This is a genomic window from Streptomyces sp. NBC_00859, assembly GCF_045161865.1.
In the GTDB taxonomy this organism is placed as follows: Bacteria; Actinomycetota; Actinomycetes; order Streptomycetales; family Streptomycetaceae; genus Streptomyces.
Genome location: NZ_CP108826.1, coordinates 4,151,563 through 4,164,919 on the forward strand (window position 1 = coordinate 4,151,563; position 13,357 = coordinate 4,164,919).

Genomic DNA, 13,357 nt, shown 5'->3' on the forward strand with positions numbered 1-13,357 from the left:
GCACCGTACGGACGCGGGCGGACGACGCGGGCAGCTACCGGAGCACCTCCCGCCGCGCTGCCGGAAGCCACCTGGTGTTTCCCGCCGCGCACGGGGCCCCGCAGCACAGCGCCCGGCCCCGGCAGCACATCCCATGCTGCCGGGGCCGGGCGGAGTCGAGGCTCGTCGCCGGTACGGTCCGTTAGACGGCCGGCAGGGCGTCCCCCTGGACGGCCTGGATGTCCAGCTCGACCTTGAGCGTGGTGCCGATGGCCGAGATACCCGCCTGGACCACCTGGTTGTAGTTCATCGCGAAGTCCTCGCGCCGCAGCTCGGCCGTCGCGTGGAAGGCCGCGCGCACGCCGCCCCACGGGTCGGGGCCCGTACCCAGGTAGCTCAGGTTCAGGTCGACCTCACGGGCGACGCCGTGCAGGGCCAGTTCACCGTGGACCGTCCAGCGGTCGGGGCCCGCGGGGGTGATCCCGGTGCTGCTGTAGGTGATCTGCGGGTAGGTCTCGACGTCCAGGAAGTCCGGGGACTTCAGGTGTCCGTCGCGCATGCCGTTGCCCGTGTCGATCGAGGCGGACGCGATGACCGCTTCCACCCGTGACTTCTCGATGTCCTCGCCGATCTCGACGCGTCCGACGAACTCGGTGAACCGGCCGTGCACGCTGGAGATGCCCAGGTGCTGGGCGACCGCGCCCACCGACGAGTGCGCCGGGTCCAGCGTCCAGGTGCCGGGCGGCGGGAGTTCCACGCCGCCCTGCCTGGCCAGTACGACCGTGCCGACATCCGCGCGGCCGCTCGCCGTGACGAACGCCGTGGAGGCGGCGGGCGCGTAACCGACGGCCGTCACGATCACGGTGTGCGGGCCGGGGGTCAGGGCCGCGTCGTCGCTGACCTTCCCGTCCTCCCCCACCTGTGCCCGGAGCACCTGGGCGCCGGTCATGTCGGTCACGGTCACCACGGCGTGCTGTACCGCCCAGCCGTCGCGCGTCCGTACCTGTGCGCGAAGTCCCATTCCGGTTCTCTCTCCTTCAAAGATGTGGGCCCCGGCCGGTGGTGGCGGGCCGTCCCCTGCCCGCCACCACCGCGTCCGGGGCTTGGAGGCGTCCGGCAGAACCGGACCCCTCCGTGCCCCGCATCCGCTGGGGCAGCCTGGTGACTATTCGCCCGGGTGGGCCAGTTCGATGTCGTGGCCGTCGACGCCGCTTCCCACGACGGCCAACGAGCCTGCCACCGGGGGGTAACCAGTCGCGATGACCGTGTAGTCGCCGGAGTTGAGATCGGCGAATCCGTAGGCGCCGTCGCTGCCGGTGGTCGCCGTGGCCACCACGTTTCCGGCGGCGTCCACGAGTGTCACACGGGCGTCGGGCAGCGGCCGCCGGTCGGCTCCGCCGCGTACGACACCCTGGACCAGCGAACCGGACTCCAGCGGGACCTCGATCCGGGTCACACCCTGGCCGCCGACCTCGACGGGCAGGGCCATCGGCCGGAATCCGGTCGCGTTCACCGCGACGGTCACCGAGCCGGGGATCATCTCGCTGAACGTGAACTCGCCCTGCGCACCGGACTTGCCGGTGGCCAGCACGTCGCCGCGCACATCGGTGACGACGACCATGGCGCCCTCGACGGGCCGGGTGCCGTCGGCGGACCGCACGACACCGGCGAGCCCGCTCGTGCCGGAGAGGAGGATGTCGTACGACAGCGCCTCGTCCCCGACGGACACGGTGGAGGCCTGCGGCTGGAAGCCGTCGGCGGAAGCGATCAGGACGTAAGAGCCGGAGCTCGGCGCGTCCAGCGCGTAACCGCCGTCGCCCTGCGCCACCGCACGGCCCAGCTGGCGTCCGGCCAGTGAGATCAGCGTGACGGCGGCACGGCCGACCGGTGCGCCTTCGGCGCCCCTCACGACACCGTGGATCGTGATACCTGGGGTGGGGGCGGACTGCATCGGCATCGTCTCCTCAGTAGTCGGGACAGTCTCGAATGAAGTGGTAGTGGTGGTGGCCGGTCCGGCGTTGGCCGGGACGGTCGCCGCCACGGGTGCCGGTACGGCCTCTGCGGCCGCTTCCTGCTCCGGCGGTGCACCCACGGCGCGGGTCCGCAGCGGGACCTCCTTGATGAAGAGTGTCACCAGGAAAGCCAGCAGCGCACATGCGGCCGCGTACAGGAAGACGTTGGCTACGCCGTGCCCGTATGCGCTTTCCATAATGGACCGCAGTGGTTCCGGCAGTGCACTCAGGTTGGGGACTGATCCGTCACCCATGCCCTTTCCGGCCAGGGCCGCGCCCTTCGGGCCGAGGTCGTGGAGGCCGTCGGTGACGAAGTGGGTGACGCGGTTGGCGAGCACCGCGCCCAGCGCCGAGACGCCGACCGCACCACCGAGGGAGCGGAAGAACGAGACGGTGGAGGACGCCGAGCCGAGGTCCTTCTGGGAGACCTGGTTCTGCGTGCAGAGGACCAGGTTCTGCATCATCATGCCGATGCCGAGACCCATCAGGGCCATGAAGATCGCCACGTGCCAGTACGTGGTGTCGTACCGGATGGTGGAGAGCAGGCCGAGCCCGGCGGTCACCAGCACACCACCGCTGACCAGCCAGATCTTCCACTTTCCGGTCCGGGTGATGAACTGCCCCGAGACCGTCGACGAGATGAAGAGACCACCGATCATGGGGATCGTCATCACGCCGGACATCGTCGGCGACTTGCCGCGCGCCAGCTGGAAGTACTGGCTGAAGAAGACGGTGCCGGAGAACATCGCGACACCGACGAACAGCGAGCCGATCGAGGCGAGGGTGATCGTCGGGTTGCGGAAGAGCCGCAGCGGGATGATCGGCTCGCTCGCCTTGGACTCGACGAGCATGAAGAGCAGGCCCAGGACGATCGAACCGCCGACCATGGCGCCCGTCTGCCAGGACATCCAGTCGTACTTGTCACCGGCGAAGGTGATCCAGACCATCAGCAGCGATACGGCGGCGGCGATGAAGAACGCGCCGCCCCAGTCGACCTTGACCTCGCGCTTGATGACGGGGAGCTTCAGGGTCTTCTGCAGAACGATCAGCGCGATGATCGCGAAGGGCACACCGACGTAGAAGCACCAGCGCCAGCCGAGCCAGCTGGTGTCCGTGATGACACCGCCGAGCAGCGGTCCGGCGACGGTCGCGACGGCGAAGGTGGCGCCGAGGTAGCCGCTGTACCGGCCCCGCTCGCGCGGGGAGATCATCGCGGCCATCACGATCTGTGCGAGGGCGGAGAGACCGCCGACGCCGATGCCCTGGACGACCCGGAAGATGATCAGCGTCGACGCGTTCTGCGACAGACCGGCCGCGGCCGACCCCAGGACGTAGATGACCAGCGCTATCTGGACGAGCAGCTTCTTGCTGAACAGGTCGGAGAGCTTGCCCCAGAGGGGCGTGGTCGCTGTCATCGCCAGCAGGGACGCCGTGACGACCCAGGTGTACGAGGACTGGCTGCCGTGCAGATCCGAGACGATCTTCGGCAGCGCGTTGGTGACGATCGTCGACGACAGGATCGCGACGAACATACCGAGCAGCAGGCCGGACAGGGCCTCCATGATCTGCCGGTGCGTCATCGGCGCGCTGCCGCCGGGGGCGGGATCCCCCCCGTGCTTGGCGTGGCCGCCCCGCACACCGGCCGGTGTGGTCGTAGCCATGAAATTCCTCTGTCTCTACTTACGCGGGTGTTACGCGGGTTGATGCGGATGTACGGGTCTGCTCGTGCTGTCCGGCCCAGGCCCGGCAGTCGCCGAAGCTGGCGCGCAGGCGTTCCAGGAGCACGTTGAGCTGCCCGACTTCGTCGTCGGACCAGTCGCTGAGGGTGCGAGCGAGAGATTCGATGTGTCGCTCGGCGAGGACGCCGAGCATGTCTGTGCCTGCGGGGGTGAGCCGCAGGATGCGGGAGCGCCTGTCGGCGGGGTCCGGGGACCGCTCGATCCAGCCGCGCTCCGCGACGTGGGCCACGTGCCGGCTGGTGACCGACATGTCCACGGCGAGCAATTCGGCGAGCCTGCTCATCCGCATCTCGCCGTGCTGGCCGAGGAGGGACAGCACGGCGGCCGACCCGGTCGGGCATTCCGGCGGGAGGATGCGGGAGAGGCCCCGCTTGACGGCGCCGATGGCGCTCAGCTGCCTGGCCAGTTCTTCGTACTGACTCTGCGCTGCCACGGGCACCTCCCTGTGGACTTCCTGTGGGCGCTCTATGTTGTTGCTTCAGGCAACGTTAAAGCCGTTGGTTGCTGCAGGCAAATTAAATGACCGCATGCAAGGCAAAGGAAAGGTAAAATTCAAGCAAGCGTGAGGTCAACGAGGTGACGGAAGGGTGTTCGAAAGGTGTCGCCCTCCGCCCGGGGGTTGGGCGGAACCCGAGGGTTCGCTAGGGTCCTGCTTCATGGCACATAACCCCCAAGCGCCCCAAGGCCCCGAGGGCAACTACGACCCCGCGGGCAGCACCCAGATGTTCCGCGCCTTCGTCGACGAGGGCGCGCCGCAGGCCGCCGCCCGTCCCGCGGCCGCTCCGCAGCAGCAGTCGGGCCCGAGGATCGGCGTGATCGCCGGGGTCATCGCGGTGATCGTGGTACTGGTCGCCGTCGCGTTCCTCGCGCTCAGCTGACCGGTCCGGCCGGCCGTGTTCCGCGGCCCCGGGGCATCGTTCCGGGGCCGCGGACCCGTTGCGCGCAGCCGTGCCACCGACTCCCGCCCCTGCGGGGCTCCTTCGGAGTCATTTCCAGCTGACGGAGACCTTCCGGGTCTCTATGTGCATGCCCAGGGGCACCCGCCAGTCGTCCACGCACACGGTGTACGTCTTCGTCCTGGCCGAACCGGCGGCGATGGGAGACGGCAGCGGCTGAGTCGATGTGCGGGTCGCCCAGTCCACTCCGAGCCCGCCGATGATGTGCGTCGAGAACGTGACCGTGCCCGAAGTGACCGGCGAGCCGCCGGTGTTGCTGAAGCGCACGGTCACTTTCTCGCACCACCGCTTGTCCGTCGTGGCGCGGCCGGGTGCGCCGGTCTTCAGTACGGCAGGCCCCGGCGGCGGGGCGGGCGGCGTGCTGCCCGAGCCCCCCGGAGAGCCCGAAGGGCCGCTTCCGGAACCGGACTTGGGCGGGGTGGAGGCGTCCCCGCCCGTCGGGTGGTGGCCGCCCGGAGCGTCCGCGCGCCGGGAGGATGGCCCGCCCGGCGCCTGCGAAGCATCCGATGCCGCCGCTGGGCCGGCTGGGCCCCGGGCGTTCGCCGGGCTCGCTCCGCCGGCTGCTGTCGCGTTCCGGGTGCCCGCTCCGCGCTCTGAACCGCCGTGCCCAGGTGCCGACTTCGTGCCACCGTCGGCCCCTGCGGGCGCTCCGGGGCCGTCCAGGGGTGTCAGGGTGACCTTTCCCGAGGGCGGCACGGGAGTGGTGGGCGTCCGACCACCCCCAGCGGCCCCGACGGCCACGTAACTGTGGTGGGAGTCGCCGCCCGCGCAAGCGGCCACCAGGCCGCCCAGGCAGAGGGCCGTTGCGGTGGCGGCGATGGCCGCGTGCTGGCGTCGCATCGCGCCAGTGTCCCTGACGGGTCGTCAATTAGGAACCCGGCGAGACGTGAAGAACCGGGAGGCCGGGAAGTCCGAGGGGTTCGAAGGGTTCGAAGGGGTCGAGAGGTTCGACGCGCGAAGAGACCGGAGGGGGCGCGGAAGCGGATCGGGGTGCCTGCGGGTGGGACGCCGGAGGGGCCCGGCTGCCGCCGGGCCCCTCCGTGTGCACTGAGCCGATGCGGGAGAGGGGCTAGTCCCCGATCAGGCCCTCCCGGAGCTGCGCCAGCGTCCGGGTCAGCAGCCGGGACACATGCATCTGGGAGATGCCGACCTCCTCGCCGATCTGCGACTGCGTCATGTTCGCGAAGAACCGCAGCATGATGATCTGCCGTTCCCTCGGGGGCAGTTTGGCCAGCAGCGGCTTGAGGGACTCCCGGTACTCGACCCCCTCCAGCGCCGTGTCGTCGTAGCCGAGGCGGTCCGCCAGGGACCCCTCGCCGCCGTCGTCCTCGGGGGAGGGCGAGTCGAGCGAGGACGCGGTGTAGGCGTTGCCCACCGCGAGCCCGTCGACCACGTCCTCCTCCGAAACGCCCAGCACCAGGGCGAGTTCGGGGACGGTCGGGGAGCGGTCCAGCTTCTGGGCCAGTTCGTCACTGGCCTTGGTCAGCGCGAGCCGCAGCTCCTGGAGACGGCGGGGGACCCGTACCGACCACGAGGTGTCGCGGAAGAAGCGCTTGATCTCCCCGACGATCGTCGGCATCGCGAACGTCGGGAACTCCACGCCCCGTTCGCAGTCGAACCGGTCGATCGCCTTGATCAGGCCGATCGTGCCGACCTGGACGATGTCCTCCATGGGCTCGTTGCGGCTGCGGAATCTGGCCGCCGCGTAACGCACCAGCGGCAGATTGAGCTCGATCAGCGTGTCCCGTACGTATGTGCGCTCCGGGCTGTCCGGTTCCTGGGAGGCCAGGACGGCGAGCCGCAGGAACAGGGAGCGGGACAGAGTGCGGGTGTCGATGGCGCCAGAGCTCGGCAATTCGGAGCTGAGTGTCTCCGGTGCGTCTTTCGTGAGCACCTTCGAGCTGCCCTGTTCTGCGGACATGCCACCCCCTTGAGGTCGCGGACGGTCGCGGCGGACGCTCCCGTCGGAGGAACGCAGCCTCCACCTGAATACCGGAGGGTGGACTGCGGCAAACGCGGTTCCAGCAGAATGTCACATGTCGGCAACACGCTGTAGCGCCAAGTCGACAAATCTGCGCCGGAAAGAGGGGGTGTGGGGCATTTCTGCCCCGGACCGCTCCGCGTACGGGTCACCCGTACCGGTTACGCCTCGATTCGATTTGCGGACCGGAGTCGCGCGAAGCTCCTGGCCAGCAGACGTGAGACATGCATCTGGGAGACACCCAGTTCCTGGCTGATCTGCGACTGCGTCAGATTGCTGTAGTACCGCAGCATCAGGATCCGCTGCTCCCGCTCGGGCAGCTGTACGAGCAGATGCCGGACCAGGTCGCGGTGTTCGACCCCGGCCAGTGCCGGATCCTCGTAACCGAGCCGGTCGAGCAGCCCCGGCAGCCCGTCGCCCTCCTGGGCCGCCTCCAGGGACTGTGCGTGATAGGAACGGCCCGCCTCGATGCAGGAGAGGACGTCCTCCTCGCTGATGCGCAGCCGCTCGGCGATCTCGGCAGTCGTGGGGGACCGGCCGTGCATCGTCGTGAGGTCCTCCGTGGCTCCGGTGACCTGTACCCACAGCTCGTGGAGCCGACGGGGGACGTGGACGGTCCGTACGTTGTCGCGGAAGTAGCGCTTGATCTCGCCGACGACGGTCGGCATCGCGAACGTCGGGAACTGCACCCCGCGCTCCGGATCGAACCGGTCGATGGCGTTGATGAGCCCGATCGTGCCGACCTGGACGACGTCCTCCATCGGCTCGTTGCGGCTGCGGAACCTGGCGGCGGCGTACCGCACCAGCGGCAGATTCGCCTCGATCAGTGCCGAGCGCACCCTGGTGTGCTCGGCACTGCCCGGCTCCACCCCTTTGAGCTGGGCGAACAGCACCTGGGTCAGCGCCCTGGTGTCCGCGCCGCGGGTCTTGGCGGGCGGCGCCTCCTCGATCGGCGCCTGCTCGGCTCCGGGCGGGCCGGCCTCGGGCCGGCCGGTGGTCGGCTGGCCGGTGGTGGGCTGGGCAGTGGTCGGCTGGGTGGTGGCGTGTGTGGTGGACGTCTGAACGGTGGGGTTCTGGCTGTTCTGGGGCAGGGCGGTCTGGGGCGGTACTTCAGGCGCAGTACTGGCCGGCACGGTCACGCCACCCCTTTTTTTGGTCGACTTTTTGGTCAACTCATCCGTCAAAAGCGGTCATAGCATCACAAGACATGTGCACTGTGTGCAAGCACCGCATAACGTCGTGTTGACGCAGAAAAGGCCGCTGACCGTGGCATAAACGACAAAAAGCCCCCCATCGAGATGATGGAGGGCCGTACGCCCGAAGGGCTCAGAGGTGGCTCAGAAGGGGTAGTCCGCGATCACCCAGGTGGCGAACTCGCTCCACTGTGCGACGGCAGCCTGGTGGGCCGGGTGTTCGATGTACCGCTTCAGCGCGTCGGCATCCGGTACGGCCGAGTTGATGGCGAAGTCATAGGCGATGGGCCGGTCGCTGATGTTCCAGGCACACTCCCAGAACTCCGCCTCCGGGATCAGGCCGCCGAGCTCCGCGAAAGCCCGCGCGCCGGCCGCGACCCTGGGCTCGTCACGCGTGACGCCCTCGTTGAGCTTGAAGAGGACCAGGTGGCGGATCAAGGGGCGCTCCTTACGGGTGTGCGAGCTCAGCTCACCAGTTCGGTCATGAACTGGCCGACGCTTTTCGCTGCATTGGAGATTCCTTCGAACCCTACCTGTACGAGGTCCGCCGACCTGGCCGGTGAAGTGATGATCGTGTACAGCACGAAAACGACTGCTATGTAGAGAATGATCTTCTTCACTGGCACCGATCGGCCCTGCTTCCCCTGAGGTCCCTGAGCAGTCGCGAGAGTCTAACCGGACGGGACGCCGGGGGATCAAGGGCCGGTGGGCAGGGCTCCGTTGCCCCATGCCCGCCCGGAGGGCTCCGGCTTCCTGCTGGGACCCCGCAGCCTGGGCGGTCGCGGCGGTGGGGAGGCGCGGGCGCGGATGTCCGGGAGGCCGCCCGGAGCGGCCGGCGCCGCCCATGGCGTCGCGCGTCACCATCGCGACCGCCCGCGGCAGAGGGATCCGATCCGCCCATGGCATCTGGTCCCCCGCCCGGCATACACGGTCCTGTCCGGCCGGGGTCGTATCCGGAAGGTCTGTGTCGTGGCGGAGAGCGGCCGGGTCCTGGCCGCGCCGGTTATTTTCCCGAGCCGACCGGGTCCACGGAGATGACGGGGGCGGACTGGGCGGCGGGGATGTTGATGCTCTGGGCGATGGTGTGCGAGTGCGTCTCGTTGGGCGGCGTGACGACCAGACTGGTGAACGTGACGCCGGAGCCGCCGCTGTGGTTCGCCGGGTAGTGCAGCGTGAAGCGGGTCTCCTGGCCGGGCGCGACGCTGACGTCGGGGGCGGCGAGCTTGCTGCGGGTGGCGCTGACGGTGCCGTCGCGGCCCTTGAGGTCCACGCCCGGGAAGCCGTGCAGCGTGCAGGTGCCGGTTCCGGTGTTCTTGAGATTGACGATCAGCTCGCCCTCCGCCATGGCGCCCGAGGTGGTGAACGCGAGGTTCCCGGTGCGGCAGGCGCTTCCCGGGGAGTGGCCGGAGCCCGAGTCCGAGCCGGCGCTGTCGGTGACGCTGGTTCCGGATCCGCCGACGTGCGTCGAGTCGGTCTTGGTCGAGCCGTCCTGGCTCTGGCTCCGGCTGTCCGAACCGGCCGAGCCGGAGCTCACGGAAGCGCTCGTGCTGTCAGTGCCCTTGCCGCTGCCCTGGTCGCAGGCCGTGAGCGAGAGGCCCGCGGCCACGGCGACGAGGGTGAGAACCGAGATCTTCTGAATCCGCATTGCAACTCCGTAGGTTCGCTGGTCTTTCCCTGCCGGGCAGGCCGTTCTGTGTACTGCGATCCAGGCGGGGCCGGCCGGGTTCACGCCGCGGGTTCACCAGGACACTCCTGTGACATGGGAGTGGGCCGGCCGTGACATGCGGCGTGGATATGACCGCTGATGCCCCGCGATGTGAACACCGGGGAATCATGCGGACGTCCGGGCGGCACTCCTGTACGGGCGGCGGAGCAGCGAGGCGGACAGGGAGGCGCAGAGGTGCGCAGGCGGCGCGGGGCTCGCACGCAAAACACCCCCCTGGTCTACGTTTCCGCAGATCAGGAGGGTGTGAGAGCGGTAGCGGAGGGATTTGAACCCTCGGTGAGTTTCCCCACACTCGCTTTCGAGGCGAGCTCCTTCGGCCGCTCGGACACGCTACCGAGAGAGAGCTTAGCCCAAGGTCGGCCGTGGTCCGAAATCGGCCTTGGGGAAGGGGGCGGGCGGTGCCGCTAGCGGTCCCGGAAGAAGGACGTCAGCTGCTCCGCGCACGCGTCCGCGAGCACCCCGATGACGACTTCGGGCCGGTGGTTGAGGCGACGGTCCCGTACGACGTCCCAGAGTGAGCCCGCCGCCCCGGCCTTCTCGTCGAGCGCGCCGAAGACGACCCGGTCCACCCGCGACTGGACGATCGCGCCCGCGCACATGGTGCACGGCTCAAGGGTGACGACGAGGGTGCAGCCGGTCAGCCGCCACTCACCGAGCGACGTGGCGGCCCGGCGGACCGCCAGGATCTCGGCGTGCGCCGTCGGGTCTCCCGTCGCTTCGCGTTCGTTGTGGCCCGACGCGAGCGTCGTGCCGTCCGGGGCCAGCACGACGGCGCCGACCGGCACATCGCCGGCCGTCGCCGCCCGCGCGGCCTCGGCCAGGGCCAGTCGCATCGGCGCGGCCCAGGGATCACGTAGGGGATCGTTCATCTGCTCGTCTGTCCGTGGTGTGCCCGATGACGGTGTGTCCGGCAAAGGTGTGTCCGGCAACGACACCGGCAACGGTGCGTCCGCCCGTCGGGCACCTGGGGTAGGTCAGCGGACGGTTTCCAGGACGTCGGCGGCGCCCAGGGCGTCGGCGATGTCCGCCAGTGCGTCGGTGCCGAGTGTCAGGAGCTCCTTCTCCGTCACGCCGAGGTCGGCGAGGATCGTGATGTCCCCCAGCGGTCCCGGGGGCACGGCTTCGCTCTCGTCGTCCGGGTCGTCCCCGTCCTCCTCCTGCTCACCGTCCTCCGTACCGTCGAGATCGACAAGTTCTTCCAGGGCGTCCGGGTCCTGCGGGTCCCGGCCCATCAGCTCGTCGGTGAGCAGGATCTCTCCGTACGAGGAACGGCTTGCGGCTGCGGCGTCCGAGACGTAGATCCGTGGATCGTCCTCGCCGTCGACCCGGACGACGCCGAACCAGGCGCCCTCCTGTTCGATGAATACGAGGACGGTGTCCTCGTCCCCGGAGACTTCCCGGGCGAGATCGGTCAGATCACTGAGGGTTTCCACATCGTCGAGCTCCGTGTCGCTCGCTTCCCACCCGTCTTCGGTGCGCGCGAGCAGTGCGGCGAAGTACACCGTGACTCTCCCACTGGTCTTAGGGGTGTCTGTCGAAAGGGCGCGTTGTGGGCCGCCCAGTGGGAATCGTGGCAGAAACAAGGCGTTCGTGAGAGGTCTTCGGGCTCAGGTCTGCGTGTTGCTTCCCGGAGCCGGTAAAACCTTGGTACCCCGCTACCAGCGGAACGTACGCATGCGCATGGCATGTCGCAGCCTGGCGACCTTGGCGCGCCTGGGCTGCACCCGGTCGCGCAGCTCCTTGGCCTCTTTCAGCTCACGGAGAAACTGCGCCCGGCGCCGCCGCCGGTCGGCGGCGGTCTCGCCGTCGGGCGCGCTTCCGCGGCCGGGGTCGTACGCGGGGTCGGGCTCGGGCATGGACCACACCACCTTCGTGCTGTCCCGCTTTCCCGCAGAGCGGGGTGTTGATGCCAGGGCCGGGGCGGTCCGGGGCCCGGTTACCGTTGTCGCATGCGTATCCACGTCGTCGACCACCCGCTGGTGGCGCACAAACTCACCACGCTGCGCGACAAGCGCACCGACTCCGCCACCTTCCGGCGTCTCGCCGACGAGCTGGTGACCCTGCTCGCGTACGAGGCCACGCGCGACGTGCGCACCGAACAGGTGGGCATCGACACCCCGGTGACGGCGACCACCGGTGTGAAGCTGTCGTATCCGCGCCCCCTGGTCGTGCCGATCCTGCGGGCGGGGCTCGGCATGCTCGAAGGCATGGTCCGGCTGCTGCCGACCGCCGAGGTGGGCTTTCTGGGCATGGTCCGTGACGAGGAGACGCTGAAGGCGTCCACCTACGCGTCGCGGATGCCCGACGACCTCTCCGGCCGTCAGGTGTACGTACTGGATCCGATGCTGGCCACCGGTGGCACCCTGGTCGCCGCGATCCGCGAGCTGATCAGGCGCGGTGCCGACGACGTCACGGCTGTGGTGCTCCTCGCGGCGCCGGAGGGCGTCGAGGTCATGGAGAGCGAACTGGCGGGCACGCCGGTCACGGTGGTCACAGCCGCTGTCGATGAACGGCTCAACGAGCAGGGCTACATCGTGCCGGGTCTTGGCGACGCGGGTGACCGGATGTACGGGTCGGCCGAGTAACCGGCGGGCGCCGGAGCCGGCGCCGGGGCGGGCGCGGACTCCGCGGCGGGCGCCGCCTGGAGTCCGGCGTCAGCACTTCCCGGCGGAGGCCGGCAGGGGGTGGGCCAGCGCGGTCATCGCCCTGGCGGCCTCCTGCTTCGTGTCCAGCGCCTTGAAGCCGGTACCGATGATCAGGTCGACGTCGCCGGTCTTCCGCGCGTCGGTCTTGTGCGTGACCCCCTTGACCTGCGTACCGAGCACGGAGAACGAGGCGTCCGGGGTCCCGGCCGAGCCCAGCAGCAGTGCGGTTCCGGGAACCTTCTTGTCGAAGGCCGCCGGAGCGTTCCCCACCTTGCCGATGGTGAAGCCGCGCTTCTTGAGCTCGTCGGCGGTGGACTTGGCGAGTCCGCCGCGCGGGGTCGCGTTGTAGACGTTGACCTTGATCTTCGACGGCTTCGGCAGCGCCTTCGGCGGCGCGCTGGCCGCGGGCGAGGCGGCGGCCTTGCAGTCGTGCTGCTGGCCTGCCGCCGACGTCTTGTGGGAATCGCCGGTGAAGACCTGGATGAGCTGCAGTGATCCCCAGCCGACCAGGCCGAGGGCGACGACTGCGGCCACGATCCCGAAGACGAGTCGGCCACGCCGTCGGGGGCGGTGCATCCGCGGGTACTTGTCGCCCGTGATGCGGTACTTTCCGCCCATGCCGGGGGGTGTGAGCATGCTCATGAGCGCAGCGTAGTGCGGTGTGGCGGCGATGCGAACTTAACGATCATCTGATGACCGCCGGATGAGCAAAAATGGCCCCAAAAGGACCAGCTGGCGGCTCTGGCCTGGACGGATTCCGGGCGTTCCCGGTGCCTCGTCCCCGGCGCCTGCGGGCGGTCAGCCCATGTCGAGGACGCGGGCGTGCAGGACCTGCCGCTGCTGGAGCGCCGCCCGCACCGCCCGGTGCAGTCCGTCCTCCAGGTAGAGGTCGCCCTGCCACTTCACGACGTGTGCGAACAGATCCCCGTAGAACGTGGAGTCCTCCGCGAGCAGCGTTTCGAGGTCCAGCTGGCCCTTGGTGGTCACGAGCTGGTCCAGCCGGACCGGGCGCGGCGCTACATCCGCCCACTGGCGGGTGGATTCCCTGCCGTGGTCGGGGTACGGGCGGCCGCTTCCGATGCGCTTGAAGATCACACGGAAAGCCTACCGGGGAAGCGCCTCCGGG

The 13,357-nt window shown here is 69.4% G+C and carries 16 protein-coding genes and 1 tRNA gene; 2 read left to right on the top strand and 15 right to left on the bottom strand.

From position 1 onward, the window contains the following. Nucleotides 1-181 precede the first annotated feature (181 nt). The 3 genes from OG584_RS17815 to OG584_RS17825 all read right to left on the bottom strand — a co-directional run bounded on the left by OG584_RS17815 (nt 182) and on the right by OG584_RS17825 (nt 4,163). Nucleotides 182-1,000, bottom strand: a complete 819-nt coding sequence (locus OG584_RS17815) for a YceI family protein (RefSeq protein WP_405779018.1) — start codon at nt 998-1,000, stop codon at nt 182-184. 144 nt (nt 1,001-1,144) lie between these two features. Further along, entirely contained in the window at nt 1,145-3,652 is a 2,508-nt protein-coding gene (locus OG584_RS17820; RefSeq protein WP_405779020.1) for an MFS transporter, read from the bottom strand. A 19-nt stretch (nt 3,653-3,671) separates the two neighbouring features. Beyond that, nucleotides 3,672-4,163, bottom strand: a complete 492-nt coding sequence (locus tag OG584_RS17825; protein WP_405779022.1) for a MarR family winged helix-turn-helix transcriptional regulator — start codon at nt 4,161-4,163, stop codon at nt 3,672-3,674. A 223-nt stretch (nt 4,164-4,386) separates the two neighbouring features. Between OG584_RS17825 and OG584_RS17830 the strand changes: the two genes are divergently transcribed. Continuing rightward, a complete protein-coding gene (locus tag OG584_RS17830; RefSeq protein WP_405779023.1) occupies nt 4,387-4,608 on the top strand; it encodes a hypothetical protein in 222 nt (73 codons plus the stop codon). Nucleotides 4,609-4,716: 108 nt separating this feature from the next. Here OG584_RS17830 and OG584_RS17835 read toward each other — a convergent pair whose 3' ends face one another. The 10 genes from OG584_RS17835 to OG584_RS17880 form a co-directional block, all read right to left on the bottom strand. Continuing rightward, a complete protein-coding gene (locus OG584_RS17835; protein ID WP_405779025.1) occupies nt 4,717-5,526 on the bottom strand; it encodes a hypothetical protein in 810 nt (269 codons plus the stop codon). 229 nt (nt 5,527-5,755) lie between these two features. After that, on the bottom strand, nt 5,756-6,607 hold the full coding sequence (locus OG584_RS17840; protein WP_405779026.1) for an RNA polymerase sigma factor SigF: 852 nt from the start codon (nt 6,605-6,607) through the stop codon (nt 5,756-5,758). A gap of 221 nt (nt 6,608-6,828) precedes the next feature. Then, a complete protein-coding gene (locus tag OG584_RS17845) occupies nt 6,829-7,800 on the bottom strand; it encodes an RNA polymerase sigma factor SigF (protein WP_405779027.1) in 972 nt (323 codons plus the stop codon). Between the two features lie 204 nt (nt 7,801-8,004). Then, nucleotides 8,005-8,298, bottom strand: coding sequence for a Dabb family protein (locus OG584_RS17850; RefSeq protein ID WP_405779028.1), 294 nt, complete (start codon nt 8,296-8,298; stop codon nt 8,005-8,007). Nucleotides 8,299-8,324: 26 nt separating this feature from the next. Continuing rightward, a complete protein-coding gene (locus OG584_RS17855) occupies nt 8,325-8,480 on the bottom strand; it encodes a hypothetical protein (protein WP_164262696.1) in 156 nt (51 codons plus the stop codon). Between the two features lie 383 nt (nt 8,481-8,863). Then, nucleotides 8,864-9,505: a DUF4232 domain-containing protein gene (locus OG584_RS17860; protein ID WP_405779029.1), complete on the bottom strand. Its 642-nt coding sequence runs from the start codon at nt 9,503-9,505 to the stop codon at nt 8,864-8,866. 331 nt (nt 9,506-9,836) lie between these two features. Next, a tRNA-Ser gene (locus tag OG584_RS17865) sits at nt 9,837-9,921 on the bottom strand. Between the two features lie 69 nt (nt 9,922-9,990). Next, nucleotides 9,991-10,455: a tRNA adenosine(34) deaminase TadA gene (tadA, locus tag OG584_RS17870; protein ID WP_405779030.1), complete on the bottom strand. Its 465-nt coding sequence runs from the start codon at nt 10,453-10,455 to the stop codon at nt 9,991-9,993. Nucleotides 10,456-10,560: 105 nt separating this feature from the next. Next, on the bottom strand, nt 10,561-11,088 hold the full coding sequence (locus tag OG584_RS17875) for a hypothetical protein (RefSeq protein ID WP_405779031.1): 528 nt from the start codon (nt 11,086-11,088) through the stop codon (nt 10,561-10,563). 153 nt (nt 11,089-11,241) lie between these two features. Further along, the gene (locus OG584_RS17880) at nt 11,242-11,442 is read right to left on the bottom strand and encodes a hypothetical protein (RefSeq protein WP_405779033.1); all 201 of its coding nucleotides are present in this window, start codon (nt 11,440-11,442) and stop codon (nt 11,242-11,244) included. Nucleotides 11,443-11,535: 93 nt separating this feature from the next. On the opposite strand from OG584_RS17880, the gene upp reads away from it, so the two are divergent. Further along, nucleotides 11,536-12,171 (top strand): uracil phosphoribosyltransferase, encoded by a 636-nt coding sequence (gene upp, locus OG584_RS17885; protein ID WP_405779034.1) that lies wholly within the window; start codon nt 11,536-11,538, stop codon nt 12,169-12,171. Nucleotides 12,172-12,240: 69 nt separating this feature from the next. On the opposite strand, the gene OG584_RS17890 is transcribed toward upp, so the two are convergent. Together OG584_RS17890 and OG584_RS17895 are read right to left on the bottom strand one after the other, a co-directional pair. Then, nucleotides 12,241-12,873, bottom strand: coding sequence for a LytR C-terminal domain-containing protein (locus OG584_RS17890; RefSeq protein ID WP_405779035.1), 633 nt, complete (start codon nt 12,871-12,873; stop codon nt 12,241-12,243). Between the two features lie 156 nt (nt 12,874-13,029). Further along, a complete protein-coding gene (locus OG584_RS17895) occupies nt 13,030-13,326 on the bottom strand; it encodes a type II toxin-antitoxin system VapB family antitoxin (RefSeq protein WP_164262735.1) in 297 nt (98 codons plus the stop codon). Between the last annotated feature and the right edge of the window lie 31 nt (nt 13,327-13,357).

Excerpts from the sequence above, each read along its gene's own strand:
- OG584_RS17815 (WP_405779018.1), bottom strand. The coding sequence starts at position 1,000 with ATGGGACTTCGCGCACAGGTACGGACGCGCGACGGCTGGGCGGTACAG.
- OG584_RS17820 (WP_405779020.1), bottom strand. The coding sequence starts at position 3,652 with ATGGCTACGACCACACCGGCCGGTGTGCGGGGCGGCCACGCCAAGCAC.
- OG584_RS17830 (WP_405779023.1), top strand. The coding sequence starts at position 4,387 with ATGGCACATAACCCCCAAGCGCCCCAAGGCCCCGAGGGCAACTACGAC.
- OG584_RS17835 (WP_405779025.1), bottom strand. The coding sequence starts at position 5,526 with ATGCGACGCCAGCACGCGGCCATCGCCGCCACCGCAACGGCCCTCTGC.
- OG584_RS17840 (WP_405779026.1), bottom strand. The coding sequence starts at position 6,607 with ATGTCCGCAGAACAGGGCAGCTCGAAGGTGCTCACGAAAGACGCACCG.
- OG584_RS17860 (WP_405779029.1), bottom strand. The coding sequence starts at position 9,505 with ATGCGGATTCAGAAGATCTCGGTTCTCACCCTCGTCGCCGTGGCCGCG.
- tadA (WP_405779030.1), bottom strand. The coding sequence starts at position 10,455 with ATGAACGATCCCCTACGTGATCCCTGGGCCGCGCCGATGCGACTGGCC.
- OG584_RS17880 (WP_405779033.1), bottom strand. The coding sequence starts at position 11,442 with ATGCCCGAGCCCGACCCCGCGTACGACCCCGGCCGCGGAAGCGCGCCC.
- upp (WP_405779034.1), top strand. The coding sequence starts at position 11,536 with ATGCGTATCCACGTCGTCGACCACCCGCTGGTGGCGCACAAACTCACC.
- OG584_RS17890 (WP_405779035.1), bottom strand. The coding sequence starts at position 12,873 with ATGAGCATGCTCACACCCCCCGGCATGGGCGGAAAGTACCGCATCACG.